This is a genomic window from Sorangium sp. So ce117 (assembly GCF_051524395.1).
GTDB classification, from domain to species: domain Bacteria; phylum Myxococcota_A; class Polyangia; order Polyangiales; family Polyangiaceae; genus Sorangium; species Sorangium cellulosum_B.
In genome coordinates, this window is sequence record NZ_CP150309.1 from 13,251,803 (window position 1) to 13,267,072 (window position 15,270).

A 15,270-nucleotide genomic window follows, 5' to 3' on the forward strand; every position below is an offset into this window, starting at 1 on the left:
GTGCGCGTCGCGCTTGGCGTGGGCGCCGGCGCGGCGCTCTGTGTGGGCGCCGGCGCGGCGCTCTGTGTGGGCGCCGGCGCGGCGCTCTGCGCGGGCGCCGGTTCGAGCGACTCGACCGAGATGGGCGCCGGCGACGAGCTCGGCTCGACCGAGATGGGCAGCGGTGTTGCGGTCGCATCGACCGAGATGGGCAGCGGTGTCGCGGTCGGCTCGACCGAGATGGGCATCGGCGTCGTGCTTGCGTCGAAGGCGGCGATCGCCTGGGCCGCGCCGCCCGGCTGGGAGCCAGGCGCCGGCTTCGCCGCGCTCGCGGCGGAGCCTGGAGCGGGCTGCGTTGCGGCGCGGTTCGGGCTCGGTGGGCGCTGGCCTGGGCCGCGCGCCGGAGGGCGGGCGGGGCCGGGTCCAGGGGGCGCCGCCGTCGTCTTGGACGCGCCTCCCGGCGGCATCGGCGGCGGAGGCCTCGACGGCGGCGCCAGCGACGGCGGCGCCGGCGGTGGCCCGCTCGCGACGCTGCCGTCTTTGCGGCGGATCAGCGGCGGTGGCCTGCTCGGTACTGGCGGCGGTACGCTCGGGGCCGGCGTCTTGTTCGGCCCTGGCGGCGGCGCGCTCGGCGGCAGCGGCGGGCTCGAGGCCAGCGACGGGCTCGGCAGCGGCGGGGGGATCGAGGTTAGCGGTGGGCTCGGCAGCGGCGGCGGGTTCGGCGGCGGCAGCGGGCTCGCGGTCGCCGGCAGCGGTTCGCCGTCCGTCGGCGCGCTCGCGGCCGCCGGCAGCGGTTCGCCGTCTGTCGGCGCGCTCGCGCTCGCCGGCAGCGGTTCGCCGCCTGTCGGCGTGCTCGCGCTCGACGGCTCGCCGGCCCTCGACGTGCTCGTGCCGACGAGCAGCGTCTTCGCGCCGGGCTGAGGTTGCGCGCTCGCGCGCGTCATTTGAGCGTTGTCGGCGTTGGCTTCCCAGCCACCTTCGTCCGGCGATCCGGACAGGCTCGGCAAACCAGGCCGGCGCGACGCTTCGTGTTGCGGATCGTCCCCGTGGGCCACCGCCGCGGATGCTACACATCCACGCGCCTTCAATCTACAGTCGATGCGCCTGCTGGCTGGCGTCGCGCGCTTACTGATACAGGGGCGACCTACTTGTTGAACGGTGCTGTCGATGCGCAGCGCAGCAAGGCGAGCTTCATCGCTTTTCCGGCCGGGTGCGCCACGAGCAGCGCCTCTGCGGAGGCGGCGATCGGCTCGCCGCGCCCGAGGGCCGGCTCGGCTTGCAGACCGCCTTCGAGCTCGCCTCTCGCGGTGAGCGCCGCGAGCTGCGTCGGGCCGGACGCGTTCGCGATCGCGAGCCATGCCGCTGCGCCCGCGGCCTTCGCCGGGTCCTGCCCGCCCGGGCCTCGTGCGCCGGGGAGGAGCGCCGGCACCCCGGCGCCCAGGCCCAGCGCGGCCTCGGGCGGGGCGTCCTGCTCGCGATCGCCGCCGACGAGCACGCGCGGCTCGCTGGCGCCGCCGAGCCGCACCAGCACGGCGCTGATGCGCCCTCCGATCGAGCCGCTCGGGGTGTCGTCGTCCCGTAAGGCGAGGATGAGCCCGTCGTCGTCGCCGAGCGTCAGGTCGTACGCGAGCACGTGTCCGTTCTTGGGGGTGACCGCGCGGGGCGTCGCGGTGAGCGCGCCCGCCTCGTCGAGGGGGACCACCTCGATCCACTGGTGGGTGATCGTCTCGCCTGCCGCGGCGGTGTCCTCGTCGCCCTCGTCCTTCTTCGCCGCGGCCTTTCGCGCCGGCTCCTCGGCGCGCGCGATGTACGCGAGCCAGTAGCCGCCCGGCCGGCCGAGCACCCGCGGCATCTCGGCGTCGGTGCTCGGCTGGGAGACCGGGCGGGCCGACGTCACGGAGCGCAGCGTGCCCACGTCGGCGGAGGCGAGCATGATCCGCGATCGCTTGCCGTCGCGGGTCACGTCGTCCCAGACGATGACCGCGCGCTCGCCGGACGTGGCGATGTCGAGCGCGAGCGACTCGTCCCGCCCCTCGGCGAGCTCGGCCCCCCACGTCACGTGGTCCCCCTCGACCCTGGCGACCTTGATCGCGCGCCCGCCCGCGTTCGGCTCGAGCATCGCGGCGAGGATCGCGCCCCCCGCGCCTGTGACGACCGGAGGATCCATGTCCCCGCGCGATCGCGCGAGGCGGACGAGCTTCCCCTGGGCGCCGTCGGCCGAGAGCGTGGCCACCATCGCGACGGTCCCGCCCTCGGCTTCTCGCTGGGCGCCCACGGCGAACCCGCCGGAGAACGTCGTCCCGCGGCCGACCTCGACGGCGAACGGCGCGATGTCTTCAACGCTGTCCGCGTCGCCGCCCCCCGCGCCTTGCTCGGCCCCGCGCGCGGGCGGCGCGTCGCCGATCACGAACGGCGGCGCGCTCGCGGGCGTGCAGCGCGGCGGCTGCGGCGCCGCGGCGGCGTCGGCGGCGTCGCTCGGCGCGGACGCCGCGGGGTTCGCGCTGGGCGGCGCGGGCGCGTCGCTCGCGCCGCCTCCCGGCGTGGAGCAGGCGCGCCACACCACGAGGCCACCCACGACGAGGGCGACGGCCAGCGCGCCCTTCCAGGCGACGCCCTCGGGCTCGTCCGCTGGCGGCGGCTGTCGATCTGCGCCCGTGCTCCCCTGGGTGGTGTTCCGCTGGGTGGCGCGCTGGTCGGGATCCATGGGGCGTGGGTGTTAGCGCTGATCGCTCCGCGAGGGCAGGGGGAGCGTATTGCGGCGCCCGATCCGTGTGGCAGTTTGGCCGCCTCTGCGTGGCGCGACGCCGGTTCGCACGCGCTGAGTCGTGCGGATATCCATCGATGCTCGATATCAACCATCGAGCGACCATTTCGGGACGCAGGACCCTGCGATATCACCTCCGCCAGGAGGACGAGCGATCATCGAAATAGCCATCTTGTCCCCGATCCCGGTGTGCGTTTGAACCATGTCGATCTTGTACACGACGGGCCTTTCGACACGGCCCCTCCATGGATAATCAACGACGTGAACAACCAGGGCGAACGCACACGCGCAGGCGAGCTCATCTTCATCGCCGGCTGGACCCACGATCGCGGCGCGCGCCGCGCTCCGGCCATCCGGGTGAGCCGAGAACTTCCCCTCCGCCGCCGGCGAGGCTAACGAGCGGCTGTCAGCTTCGTCCGTCCGGTGCCTGGCGCCGTGGCCCTGCTCTCTGTCGTCGTGATGCCCAGCCGTCCTCTCCTCGCCACCTTCCTCCTCGGGCTCGTCGCGCTCTGCTGCGCGGCCTGCGTCGGCTCCTCGCCCACGCCGCTCGCCCCTGCGCTCCGCGGCTCGATCGGCGTGCCGCACCACGGCGTCATCACCGACGCCGTCGAGCTCCCGAGGCAGGGCCCGGGCTACCGGCTGCTCCGCAGCAACGGCATCCGGTGGGGGACGGCGAGGCTGGTCGCCGCGGTCCAGCGCGCCGCGGCGGAGGTGTCGCTGGCGCGGCCGGGCGGCGAGCCGCTCGTCGTGGGCGACCTCTCCGCGCGCTACGGCGGCGCGACGCGGGGCCACCGGTCCCACCGCACAGGGCGCGACGCCGACCTCTTGCTCTACGCGCTGACCCCGGACGGCCGCCCTGTGCGCTCGCCGGGCTTCGTCGCGTTCGGGCCGGACGGGCTCGGGCGGATCAGCGACGGCGCCGAGGAGCCCGCGTCGCCGCGCGCGGGCGCGCCTCAGTACGTCCGCTTCGACGTCGAGCGGCAGTGGCTGCTCGTGAAGTCGCTCGTCCGCTCGCCCGAGGCGCACGTCCAGTGGCTCTTCCTGGCCCGCTGGCTCGAGGCGCTGCTCATCGAGTACGCGCGCGCGCTCGGCGAGGACCCGGAGCTCATCTGGTATGCCGAGAGCATGCTGCTCCAGCCGGGCGACAGCACGGCGCACGCCGATCACATCCACCTCCGCGTCGCTTGTACGCCGGACGAAACCCTCTCCGGCTGCCTCGGCGGCGGCCCGCAGTGGCCGTGGCTGCCGGCCGTGCCGCAGCTCATCGGGCCGTCGGACGGCGACCTCGCCGCTGCGTTGCTCGACGACCTCCTGCCTGGAAGCGCCGCCGCGGGCTCTCGCGTGGCGGCTCCCGACAGCGCGCTGTGAGCCACCTCCTGGCGCACGGCGACGCGGCCGACGTCTGCGCGGCGCTCCCCGCGGACGTGCGGTTCGATCTCGTCTACCTCGATCCTCCCTTCGGCGTCGGGACGACGATGACCGCGCGGGCGGCGCGCGGCCAGGCGCGCGGGCGGCGCAGGCCGGAGAGCGGGCCCGACGCGTACGACGATCGCGCGAGCGCCGACGCGCTCGTCGCGATGCTCGCGCCGCGCCTCGAGGCCATCCGCGATCGCATGACCGAGGGCGCGACGCTGTACCTGCACCTCGATCACCGCGCGGTCCACGACGCGAAGGTCGCGTGTGATCGCCTGTTCGGCCGCGGCGCCTTCCTCGGCGAGATCATCTGGGCGCCCGGAAACGGCGGCCGGGGCGCGCGCGGCTTCTCCGTCACGCACCAGACGATCCTCCTTTACGCGCGCGCCTCGAGCGAGCGCGGCCAGGTGGTCTACAACGCCGCGGATCCGACGCTCCGCGAGCCGTACGCCGAGACCAGCCTCGCGATGCATTTCAAGCACCGCGACGAGGACGGCCGCCTGTACCGCGAGCGGATCCTCGGCGGCAAGGCGTACCGGTACTACGCCGACGAGGGCCGCCGGCTCGGGAGCGTGTGGAGCGACATTCCCGGGATGGTCGCCAACACCCCGCTGCGCCGCGAGGCCACCGGCTACCCCACGCAGAAGCCGGAGCGGCTGCTGGAGCGCATCGTCCGCGCGTCCTCCGCGCCCGGCGCGACCGTCGCCGACCTCATGTGCGGCAGCGGCACCACGCTCGTCGCGGCCGCGCGCCTCGGCCGCCGCTTCGTCGGCGGCGACCGGAGCCCGCTCGCGTTCGCGACGGCGCGGGAGCGGCTCGACCGCGAGGGGATCGTGTACACGGCGTACGAGTCCGTTCCAGCCGCGGAGAGCGAGCCGGAGCGTCCCTGACTGGGCCCTGGCGAGCTCCCTCTCCTCGGGCTGGGCAGCTCGGATGCCCCCCTCTTCCTCTCACCCGGGCTCAGACGAGCTCGTCGATCGGCCCCGCGCCCTCGCGGACGATCTGCACCTCGCCCTGGCTCAGGTCGATCACGGTCGTCGGTACTGACCCGCCGGTCCCAGCGTCGAGGACGAGCGCGAGCCCCGGAAACCGGTCGTCGATCTCCCCCGGATCGATGATCGGATCCTCCCCGGGAGGCGCCGCGGTCGTGCTGATGAGCGGCCGCCCGAGCGCGCGGACCAGCGCGAGCGCGACCGGGTGGTTCGGCACGCGGATGCCGACCGTCTTCTGCTTGAGGTGCACGTACTTCGGCACCTCGCGCGTCGCGGGGAGGATGAAGGTGTACGGCCCGGGCAGGTAGCGCTTCAGGATGCGGTACGCCTGGTTCTCGACGATCGCATAGCGCGCGATGTCGCTCAGATCCGGGCAGATGAACGCCAGGTTCTTGTTCTGGCGCATCCCCTTGATCTGATACACCCGCTCGATAGCGGCCTTGTTCATCAGGTCGCACCCGAACCCGTACACGGTATCGGTCGGGTAGCCGATGACCTCCCCCTTCTGAATGAGATCGATCGCTCGCGCGATCTTGCGGGGTTCCGGGTGATCGGGGTTGATGGGCTGGAGCACGGGAACGCAACCATGGGGCAGCCCGGTCGGCTCCGCCAGTGCTGGCTGCTCGGATGTTCGGCCAGCGTCGGGCAGCCGGGGACGGGCGCTGCAGGTGAAGCGAATGAAAGCGAGGCGGGGAGAGGCCCCGAGAGGCGAGCCGGCCGCATGCGCGGCCGGCTCAATGCGGCGATCGAAGATCCCGGCGTGCAGCGCGGCTCGCTACTCCTTGAGCGCCTCGCTGCCGCCGATGATCTCCATGAGCTCCTTGGTGATCGCCGCCTGACGCGCCTTGTTGTACTCGAGCGTCAGCTTGTCGATCACTTCCTTGGCGTTCTTGTTCGCGGCATCCATCGCCGTGAGCTTCGCGCCGAGCTCGCTCGCCATCGACTCGTAGAGCGCGCGCAGGATCGAGATGTCCACGTACATCGGGACGAGCCGCTCCAGGAGCGCGCCCTTGTCCGGCTCGTAGAGGAACTCCGACGCCGCGGAGGGCGCGCCGTGGCCGCCCTCGTCCCCCTGCTCCTGCTCTTTCGCCGGACCGCCGGCGGGCGGCAGGAGCCGCTCGACGACGACCGTCTGCGTGATGGCGCTCTTGAACTCGTTGTAGACGAGGTAGATCGCGTCGATCTCGCCCTTGTTGAACGGGGCGAGGAGCTTCGCGCCGACGGCCTGGGCCGTCTCGAGGTTGAGCTTGTCCCAGACCCCGGCCAGGTACTCGAGGATCGGCGCACCGCGGCGGTTGAAGTAGTCCCGACCCTTGCGGCCGATGATCGCGAGCTGGACCTCCTGGCCCGCCTCCGTCCGGCTCTTCCACTCGCGCTCGGCGCGCTTGTTGATGTTGGTGTTGAAGGCGCCACAGAGCCCGCGGTCGCTCGTGAGCACCACGAGCAGCACGCGCCGCTCCGGGCGGGTCACGAGCAGCGGGTGCAGCGCCCTCTCGCCACCGGCGAGCGCGCCCGCCTCGCCCTCCGCCCCGATCCCCTCCGCCGCGAGCGCCTCGGCCGCGGGAGCCGCGTCGCGCGTGATCGCCGAGAGCACCTCCTGCACCTTCACGGCGTAGGGCCGCAGCTCGGTGATGCGCAGCTGCGCCTTGTTGAGCTTGGCGCCCGCGACCATCTTCATGGCGCGGGTGATCTTCTGCGTCGACTTGACGCTGGAGATCCGCTTGCGAATGGACTTGAGGCTGGGCACGGCTGCCTACTTTTCCTTTGCCTTCGAGGCGCTCTTCCCGCTCTTCGACTTGGCCTTCGGCGCCGGCGCCTCCTCCTCGTCGTCGCCCGCGCCGTCCTCGTCGGCCGCGGTCGAGGCGCCGCCCGCTTCCACCGCGAACCGCTTCTTGAAGGTGTCGATCGCCTTGGTCATCCGGGACTTGAGGTCGTCGTCGAGGGCCTTCTTCTCGCGGATGTCCGTGAAGATCTGCGGGTGCTTCGCCTCGATGAACTTGTAGAGCTCTTCCTCGAAGCGCGAGAGCGAGCTCACCGGCAGGCTGTCGAGCAGGCCCTGCGTGCCGGCGTAGATGATGAGGATCTGCTTCTCGACGGCCAGCGGCACGTACTGGCCCTGCTTCAGGATCTCGGTGAGGCGCGCGCCGCGCTCGAGCTGCGCGCGGGTCTTCGCGTCCAGGTCCGAGGCGAACTGGGAGAACGCCGCCATGGCGCGGTACTGCGCGAGGTCGAGGCGGAGCGTGCCGGCGATCGACTTCATCGCCTTGATCTGCGCGTTGCCGCCGACCCGGCTGACCGAGATGCCGACGTTGATGGCCGGGCGGACGCCGGAGTAGAAGAGGTCGGCCTCGAGGAAGATCTGCCCGTCCGTGATGCTGATGACGTTCGTCGGGATGTACGCCGACACGTCACCCGCCTGCGTCTCGATGACCGGCAGCGCCGTGAGCGAGCCGCCCGACTTCGGATCGCGGACGATCTCGTAGTCGCTCGCCTTCGCCTTGTCCGAGAGCTGCTGCTCGAGCTTCTTGATCTCGTCCTTCTTCTCTTCCTTGCGCGCCTGCTCGAGCTTCTCGAAGAGGGCCCCGTCGATCGTCTTCCAGAGCGAGTCCTTCGCCGAGTGCATCCCGTGCGCCCCGACGTGCGCCTTGCCGTCGACGCCGCGGTACGAGGCGTCGCCGCCCTCGATCTTCGTCCCCTTCGACACGACGTAGAAGATGTCGGCCATCTTGGCGGCGCGCTCGAGGAGCCGGGAGTGGAGGTAGAAGACGTCGCCCGGGTACGCCTCGCGGCCCGGCGGGCGGCGGAGCAGGAGCGAGAGCTGGCGGTACGCGACAGCCTGCTTCGACAGATCGTCGTAGATGCACAGCGCGTGGCGCCCGCTGTCACGGAAGTACTCGCCGATCGTCACGCCGGTGTACGGCGCGATGAACTGGAGCGGCGCGGTCTCGCTCGCCGTGGCGGCGACGATGATCGTGTACTCCAGCGCGCCGTGCGCATCGAGCTTGTCCACGACCTGGCGCACCGTCGACAGCTTCTGGCCGATCGCGACGTAGACGCAGATGACGCCCTTGCCCTTCTGGTTGATGATCGCGTCGACGGCGACGGCGGTCTTGCCCGTCTGCCGGTCGCCGATGATCAGCTCGCGCTGGCCGCGGCCGACCGGGATCATCGCGTCGATCGCCTTGATGCCGGTCTGCATCGGCTCGGTGACCGGCTGGCGCTGGATGATGCCGGGCGCCTTCACCTCGACGCGGCGGCGCTCCTTCGTCTCGAGCGGCCCCTTGCCGTCGATCGGCATGCCGAGCGCGTTCACGACGCGCCCGAGGGTCGCCTCGCCGACGGGCACCTCCATGATGCGCCCGGTCCGCTTGACGGCGTCGCCCTCCTTGATGGCGCTCGTGTCGCCGAAGATGGCGGCGCCCACGTTGTCCTGCTCGAGGTTCAGCACGAGCCCCATCAGGCTGCCGCCCTCCGAGCCGGTGAACTCGACGAGCTCGCCGGCCATCGCGCGGCTCAGGCCGTGCACGCGGGCGATGCCGTCGCCCACCGTGAGCACGGTGCCCGTCTCGGTGACCTGAGCGGCCTTGTCGATATTCTGGATTTGCTTCTTGATGATCTGGGAGATCTCTTCGGCGCGGAGCTGCATGCGGAGTCCTCTGTCGGGAGACGCTTGGGCTGCGGAGTCAACGTCGTCAAGGTCGAGGGGGCGCTGAGCGCCGGGCCACGACCCATCATGAAACAGGGGGGCTTGCTCGCGTCCCCTCAGGTCCTGAGCAGGTTGTCACGGAAGCTCGACAGCCGGGTCCGGAGGCTGCCGTCGATCACCTGATCGTCGATCTGGGTCACCACGCCCGCGATGAGTGAGGGATCCTGCCTGTGGGTGACCGAGATCTTCCTGCCGGTCGCCTTCTCGAGCTCGGCCCGGAGCCGGTCGAGGTAGCCGTCGGTCAGCGGGCCCGCGCTCGTCACCACGGCCCGGGCGACGTTCTGGTCCTGATCGACGAGGAGCGCGAGCTGCCGCGCGATCTCGGGCAGCGCCACGAGGCGCCGGCGCCGCGCCAGCAGGAGGAGGGTGTTCTTCGTCACGTCCGAGAAGGCGGCGCGGCCGCCGATCTCGCGGAGCAGCTCCTCGCGCGAGGCCTCCGGGATGAGCGGGTTGTCGAGGACGAGGCGGAGCTCCTCGCTCGCCGAGTACATCGCGCTGGCGTCCCCGATCTCCCTGGCGAGGGCCGCGAGGGTCCCGGTCTCCTTGCCGATCTCGAAGATCGCGCGCCCGTAGCGTCGGGCGACGGACTCGTAGCTCATGTCGCTGCTCCGGTGGTCTGGGCTCCGCGGCGCGCGCCGGCGGAGACGGCCGCGGGGATGGCCTTCAGGTACTCTTCGTTGACCCGGTCGAGGTCCTGCTGGCCGATGCGCTGCCGGAGCAGCTCCTCGGCCGCGGCGACGGCGTTCTGCACCGCCTCCTGGAGGAGCATTGCGCGCGCCGCCTTGAGCTCCTGCTCGGCGCGGAACTCGGCGTCGCGCCGCATCCGGACGCGCCGCTGCTCCGCCTCGGCAAGCACGTGGGCCTTCTCGACCTCCGCCTGCGCCGCGTGCTCGGCCTTGAGCTCGGCGAGCGTCTCCTCGAGCCGCGTGAGCTTGTCCTCGTACTCCTCGAGCCGCTGCTCGGCCTCCTGCTTGAGGCGCGACGCGTTGTCGAGCTCCTGCGTGATCGTCTGCTTGCGCTTCTTGAGCGCCTCCGCGATGGGCTTCCTCCCGAAGCGGACGACGATGAGCGCGAGCAGCCCGAAGTTCAGGACCGACGCGAGGAACGGCGGCGGCTCGTTCTTCGGATCGCAGGGGTTCTGCTCGTTGTGGTAGCGCCAGAGCAGGGCGTTGATCCCGCCCTTCGCGGCCGCCTCGTTGTTCACGCCGATGAGGCCGTGCCACCAGTTGACGTGCGGCGGCGGATCCGTCGGGCCGTGCCCGGGGCAGTGCCCCTCCCCGTGGGAGGCGTGCTCGGGCTGCGCGGGCGGCGGCGTGGGTCGCGCGCGGCCGGGCTGCATGCCCGGCGGCCGGAGCCCATGGCCCGGCGGGAGCTGGCGGCCGCCCGGCCCGAGCGGCCGGCCGGGCTGCGCGTCGCGCGGGCGCTGCGGCATCTGCGGCGAGCCCGGCTGCGCCTGGGCAGGCGAGGGGATGGGCGGGTGCCCGGGGGGCAGCGCCGGGTCGGAGCCCGGCGGCGGCGTCTGAGCCAGCGCCGAGCCGGCGGCGAGCGCCGCGGCCAGGCCGAGCGCGAGCGAGGAGCGGCGGAGCGGCTTCTTCACTGGTGCACCTCGCGGCCGAGCATGCTGGCGGCGATCTCCGCGGCGAGCGCGGGCTGGGCGGCGGAGAGCTCGCCGCGCATGCGGGCGACCTCGGCCGCGATCTTCGCCTTGCTGTCCTCGAGGATGCGCGCCGTCTCGGCCCGGGCCTCGGCCATGATCTGCGCCTCGATCTTCGCCGTCTCGGCGCGGAGCCGCTCTCGCTCGATCCCCGCCTCGCGCCGGACCTTCTCGATCTCGGCCTCGTAGCGGGTGAGCAGCTCGCCGGCGCGCTCGTCCATCTCGCGCGCTTCCCGCTTGGCGCCGTCGGTGCGGCGCTCGCGCTCTTCGAAGACGCGGAGCAGCGGATCGAACAGGAGCGGCTTGAGCACGACGACGAACGTCGAGAACAGGACGACCTGCGCCAGGAACGTCAGATCGAAGTCGACGGTGATGGCGCTGGCGCCGGACGCGAGGAGAGGGTGCATTGCGTTCGGGTTCACGGGTGCTTGTTCGGCGACGAGGGCGGCGCAGCGCGAGCCGCTCGCTGCCCCACGCCCCCCGGGGGGCGATTTCGCGAGCCGGCACTAGCACGTGTCAGTCAAAGCTGGAAGGGTTCTCGCAGAGCGGACGAGCCCCTCTTTACATCACGTCTCCTGACGACGCGCCCGCGCTACAGGCTCGCGAGCGAGCGCATCATCTCGCCGAGGCCCGCCTCGAGATCGCCCTCGCTGGCGCGCGGCGCCGGCGCGCGCGCGCCGTCCTCGTCGCGGATGGCCTCGGCGGCGCGCGGGTTGCGGAACCAGTCCTCGTCGAAGCGCTCGATCAGGCCGCGCCGATCGCGCGCGGCGAGGAGCGCCCCGGCGAGCCGGACCGCCGCGCCGGGATCGAGCGCCGGGACGACCCCGGCGAGCGCGCCCGGGATCGGCGCGCCGAGCGCGCGCGCGGTGGTCTCCTCGAAGCGGTCGCTCCGATCGCGCGAGGCCCGGAGCAGCACGTGCCCGCCTCCGTCCTTTCCGGCGCCGAACACGAGCGCCACGGTCGCGGCGTCGAGGCGCAGCGAGAGGAGGAGGCTGCGCGCGGTGGCGCGCGCCTGATCGAGCGCGCGGCCCCGGCCGAGCCCGAGCGCGCGGGCGCAGAAGACGGGATCGGCGACGAGGCCGCCGAACAGCGCGGCGCGGCGCGCCTGCCGGAGATCGAACGGCGCGCGGGAGAGCGCGAACGGCCCGCGCGCTCCACCACCACGCGCGAGCGCCGCGCCGAAGCGGGCGAGCGCGCGCGCGAACGACGCCGCGCCGAGCGGCCGTGGCAGCGGTCCGAGATCGATCGCGACGCCCTCGGTCAGCTTCGTCGCGCGGAACAGCTCCTCGATCCACCGCGGGCCGAGCCGCGCTGGCCACCCCGACGCCGCGTCGCGGCCGACGGCGCGCCCGAGCGCGGCGTGCCAGGTCGGCTCGAGCTCGATCACCGACTCGCTCCGGCGCAGCAGCGCCTCCGCGGCGCTGATCGCCGCGCCGGGAGGGTCGCAGGGGATCTCGATCGCGCGGAGGCCCTCCTCGGTGAGCCGCCGCGCCGCCTCGTGCCTCCGCTCGACGAGGACGCGGGCGGCGTCGGCGACCGCGCCGGAGCCTCGGGCCAGGGCCTCGGCGAAGATCTGCCGTCCGGCGCTCGTCGGGTCGGCGAGCAGCCTGAGCCGCGCCTCGTGGGGCGACATCCGCGCCGGCTCGGGCAGGTCGATCGTGAGCAGCGGCGCGTGCCAGGCCGCGGCGAGCCGGACGCGGTCGGCCCAGACGACGCGCTCCAGCGTGAGCACGTAGACCCAGTCGGCGAGGGGGGCCGCGAGGCCGGTCGGGTCCGGCGCGGCGGGCGACGTCGGGCTCGCGAGCCCGAGCTCCGCGCCGAGGCCCGGGGTCTTGCCGGTGAGCTCGAGGTAGGTCGACCGCGAGCTGACGCGCCGGAAGGGATCGAGCGGGTTCTCGAGCCTTGCCCTCGCCTCGGCGGCGCTCGGGCCGTCCTCGTCTGCAGCGGGAGGGGCCGGACCGCGCCGGGCGAGGTCGTCGTGCGCCGCGCGCCACGCGCGCTCCGCGCGGGCGACGTCCCGGTCGAGGCGGATCAGATCGATTTCCATGCCACCTATCCGTGCACCGCGGGTGCCGTCCCGAGCCGCCCGGCGATCTCGCCCTCGGCGCGCGCGAGCTCGGCCAGCCGGCCTCGGGTGGCGCCCTCGTCGCCGGCGACCTCGACGGCGAGGTCGACGAGGGTCCGGTAGTGCCGGGCCTCCGACGCGAAGAGCTCCTCATAGAGCGGCGCGAGCTCGTGCTCGCGCGCCGCGAGCCCGTCGGCGAGCAGCCTGAAGCGCTCGCAGGAGCGGGCCTCGATGATCGCGCCGACGAGCAGCCGATCGATGAGCGCGGCCTTCGCGTTGCGCGCGCAGCTGCTCGAGGCCGCCTTGCGCAGCTCGCTCGCGTAGACGTCGGTCTCCGGCTTGCCGAGCGCGAGGCCGCGCTGCTCGATCACGTCGAGCAGCGCGCGGAAGTGCCGGAGCTCCTCCTCGGCGAGGTCGACGAGCGCCCGCGCGAGGCGCGGGAGCGACGGCCAGCGCGCGGCGAGGGACAGGGCGTTCGACGCCGCCTTCATCTCGCAGTGCGCGTGATCGGTCAGGAGCGCCGGCAGATCGGCGAGCGCCACGTCAGCCCAGCGCGGGTCGGTCGGTAGGGTCAGGCACAGCACGCAGGGCCGACCTAGAGCAGGCGCGGCGCGGCGAGAAGGGGGAGCCGGGCCCCGAAGTAGGCGCGGGCGCGCCGATCGGCCATCGAAGCTCGCTCCGGACGCGTCGCAGAGCGGCGGTCTCCCGCACAGGAGACGGGCCCAGATCGGCGTTTTCGGCGCGCAAGCGCACTCCGGTGCGCTGAGCACCGAAAACGTCGAGGTGGGCCCGTCTCCGAAGCGGGTGACCGTCGCTCTAGAAGCTGTCGGACGAGCCGCGGGTCAGCCCGCTCGACTCGAGGTGGTACGCGAGCCCGACCACGAACGTGGTGGGTCCTCCGCCGGCGAGGGCTCGCCGCACGGTGCCCTCGACCGCGAACTGGGTCCCCACATAGGCGAGCCCGAGCGACAGCGCGTGCTGGTCGGCGCCCTGGTCGAAGCGGTAGCCGGCGCGGAGCGGGAAGTGATCGGCGACGAGGTACTCGCCGCCGGCCATCAAGCGGAAGGTGGTGTCGCGGTAAGAGTTGAGGTCGGCGAGCCCGTCGACCTCGATCGAGAAGTCGGCGGTGCCGAACCCGACGCCGCCGCCGACCGTGGTGGGGAGCAGCCCGTGGTCCGGGTAGGTGAGGTTCTGTCCGACGGCCGCGATGTACAGGCTGTCGGTCGCCTTGACGGTGAGCGCGGCGTCGAACGTGAACTCGTCGACGAAGGAGTGCCGGCCGACGAGCTTCCCGTTCTCCCACTCGCGCAGCCCGCCCGAGACGGAGCTGTCGCCGAGGCCGCCCTCGACCAGGGTCCCGTCCTGCGTGATCTTGGCGTAGCGGCCGGTGAGCCCGACGAAGACGCGCTCGGTGAGGGGGTAGGCGAGGCCTGCCCGCGCGTCGAGGTAGGAGCGCTTGATGCCGCCGTCGTCCATGTCGACGAAGCCACCCACGAAGGAGAGCGCCCCGGCGAGCTTGCCGGTGACCGAGTCGACGACGACGCCGCCGTAAGCGTGCCGGCCGCCCTCGGGGCTCCCCTGGAAGAGCGCCTGGAGGTGGTAGACGCGGGTCTCCACCATGGCGGACGGATTGAGGAAGACGGCCGACGTCCCGTTCCCGAGGGCGCGCAGCGCGCCCCCGAAGGCCGCGGCGCGGGGCGTCTCATTCTCGCCGTAGGCGTACGCGAGCTGGGGCGGCAGCTCGTCGGCCGCCGCCGGCCCTGCGGCCGACGCCATCAGGAGCGCGCCTGCCGCCGAGAGGACCCCGGCCCGCCAGGCGGCCGCCGCCCGGCGCGACGCCCCCTCCGGCCGCTGCGCCAGGAGTGCCCCCCTTGTCAACCGGATCCCTGACGACATCGCCTCGCCATACCGCACACCTGGACCCCGGGGGCAAATTCTCGGCTCCTGAAAACCGGCGAACCTCGGTCGCTCTGTGCTGGACGAACTCCGTCTTCCTCAGAAAGCTGGAAAACCCGCCACGTCGAGGCTCTTGACGACGAGATGAGCGGGTTTTGCTCTGCAATCGTGAGCGCGTCGTAAAAATCACCGCCCCGCGTCGGGAGTTTTGGCGCCTCGTGTCCGGCAGCCAGAGCTCGGTCGACGCGAAGCCGGCTTCGCAGTGTGTCAGGGACTGAATTTATAACAATACTATCGGATACTTGAGCCAAGTTTCGCAGTTGGGGATAGACGCCCGGACTCACCCGGTGCTACCTCCGATTCGTCCTCGGGGCGGTTCCGTGCCGCACCGGGTCCTCCAAAGGCTGGCCTCGAAAGGGGCGCTGCGGGTTACCGAGCTCTGTGAGGCGGTATGGGGGACGGCTGTGCCGATCTGTCTTTCAATGCGATGGACCTCGACGCGACGGCTGTACCCCCACCTCGATCGGCGTGCTCGGCTGCAGCCGGGCCGGGCCCAGGTACAGGAGGGCTGTACTGTTCACCCGCAGTTGGCGGGAGCATGCGGACGATTCCCCGAGGACGAAGCGGCCGTGGGCGGACTGTTGAAAAGTCGACACGCCCTTCGATTACATTCAGAATAACATAGAGATCTCCAGGAGTTAGAGGCGAGTCCTCGCTGTGAGACCTGTGGATAAGTTGGGGGCGACGGTTCTTTCGGTCGCCCCCGAAACCTATTTTCGTGGAGCGGACTTCAGAGCAGCG

Annotated in this window: 13 protein-coding genes; 3 read left to right on the top strand and 10 right to left on the bottom strand. The window is 72.5% G+C overall.

All coding sequences use genetic code 11. The features are described 5' to 3' along the window. Entirely contained in the window at positions 1–900 is a 900-nt protein-coding gene (locus WMF46_RS49845; protein WP_437983693.1) for a hypothetical protein, read from the top strand. A 223-nt stretch (positions 901–1,123) separates the two neighbouring features. Here WMF46_RS49845 and WMF46_RS49850 read toward each other — a convergent pair whose 3' ends face one another. Further along, positions 1,124–2,683, bottom strand: a complete 1,560-nt coding sequence (locus WMF46_RS49850; RefSeq protein ID WP_437983694.1) for a hypothetical protein — start codon at positions 2,681–2,683, stop codon at positions 1,124–1,126. 495 nt (positions 2,684–3,178) lie between these two features. On the opposite strand from WMF46_RS49850, the gene WMF46_RS49855 reads away from it, so the two are divergent. Both WMF46_RS49855 and WMF46_RS49860 read left to right on the top strand, forming a co-directional pair. Then, the gene (locus WMF46_RS49855; protein ID WP_437983695.1) at positions 3,179–4,111 is read left to right on the top strand and encodes a penicillin-insensitive murein endopeptidase; all 933 of its coding nucleotides are present in this window, start codon (positions 3,179–3,181) and stop codon (positions 4,109–4,111) included. Then, on the top strand, positions 4,108–5,046 hold the full coding sequence (locus WMF46_RS49860) for a DNA-methyltransferase (RefSeq protein ID WP_437714913.1): 939 nt from the start codon (positions 4,108–4,110) through the stop codon (positions 5,044–5,046). Before WMF46_RS49855 ends, WMF46_RS49860 begins: the two co-directional genes overlap by 4 nt. Before the next feature lie 70 nt (positions 5,047–5,116). On the opposite strand, the gene WMF46_RS49865 is transcribed toward WMF46_RS49860, so the two are convergent. From WMF46_RS49865 to WMF46_RS49905, 9 genes are all read right to left on the bottom strand, one after another. Next, positions 5,117–5,722: an L-threonylcarbamoyladenylate synthase gene (locus tag WMF46_RS49865; RefSeq protein ID WP_437548379.1), complete on the bottom strand. Its 606-nt coding sequence runs from the start codon at positions 5,720–5,722 to the stop codon at positions 5,117–5,119. A 201-nt stretch (positions 5,723–5,923) separates the two neighbouring features. Further along, positions 5,924–6,895 (bottom strand): ATP synthase F1 subunit gamma, encoded by a 972-nt coding sequence (atpG, locus tag WMF46_RS49870; RefSeq protein WP_437983696.1) that lies wholly within the window; start codon positions 6,893–6,895, stop codon positions 5,924–5,926. Positions 6,896–6,901: 6 nt separating this feature from the next. Continuing rightward, a complete protein-coding gene (gene atpA / locus WMF46_RS49875) occupies positions 6,902–8,794 on the bottom strand; it encodes a F0F1 ATP synthase subunit alpha (RefSeq protein WP_437983697.1) in 1,893 nt (630 codons plus the stop codon). Positions 8,795–8,910: 116 nt separating this feature from the next. Further along, entirely contained in the window at positions 8,911–9,453 is a 543-nt protein-coding gene (atpH, locus tag WMF46_RS49880) for an ATP synthase F1 subunit delta (protein ID WP_437983698.1), read from the bottom strand. Further along, positions 9,450–10,451, bottom strand: a complete 1,002-nt coding sequence (locus WMF46_RS49885) for a F0F1 ATP synthase subunit B family protein (protein WP_437983699.1) — start codon at positions 10,449–10,451, stop codon at positions 9,450–9,452. Before WMF46_RS49885 ends, atpH begins: the two co-directional genes overlap by 4 nt. Continuing rightward, complete coding sequence (locus WMF46_RS49890; RefSeq protein ID WP_437983700.1) at positions 10,448–10,930, bottom strand: ATP synthase F0 subunit B; 483 nt, start codon at positions 10,928–10,930, stop codon at positions 10,448–10,450. The genes WMF46_RS49885 and WMF46_RS49890 overlap by 4 nt, the downstream gene beginning before the upstream one ends. Positions 10,931–11,100: 170 nt before the next feature. After that, positions 11,101–12,555 (bottom strand): hypothetical protein, encoded by a 1,455-nt coding sequence (locus WMF46_RS49895; protein WP_437983701.1) that lies wholly within the window; start codon positions 12,553–12,555, stop codon positions 11,101–11,103. A 5-nt stretch (positions 12,556–12,560) separates the two neighbouring features. Continuing rightward, positions 12,561–13,157, bottom strand: a complete 597-nt coding sequence (miaE, locus tag WMF46_RS49900; protein WP_437548390.1) for a tRNA isopentenyl-2-thiomethyl-A-37 hydroxylase MiaE — start codon at positions 13,155–13,157, stop codon at positions 12,561–12,563. 232 nt (positions 13,158–13,389) lie between these two features. Next, the gene (locus WMF46_RS49905) at positions 13,390–14,451 is read right to left on the bottom strand and encodes a hypothetical protein (protein WP_437983702.1); all 1,062 of its coding nucleotides are present in this window, start codon (positions 14,449–14,451) and stop codon (positions 13,390–13,392) included. Positions 14,452–15,270 lie beyond the last annotated feature (819 nt).

What these genes read in the sequence shown, in the direction of transcription:
- atpH (WP_437983698.1), bottom strand. Translation starts at nt 9,453, where the DNA reads ATGAGCTACGAGTCCGTCGCCCGACGCTACGGGCGCGCGATCTTCGAG.
- WMF46_RS49850 (WP_437983694.1), bottom strand. Translation starts at nt 2,683, where the DNA reads ATGGATCCCGACCAGCGCGCCACCCAGCGGAACACCACCCAGGGGAGC.
- atpA (WP_437983697.1), bottom strand. Translation starts at nt 8,794, where the DNA reads ATGCAGCTCCGCGCCGAAGAGATCTCCCAGATCATCAAGAAGCAAATC.
- WMF46_RS49895 (WP_437983701.1), bottom strand. Translation starts at nt 12,555, where the DNA reads ATGGAAATCGATCTGATCCGCCTCGACCGGGACGTCGCCCGCGCGGAG.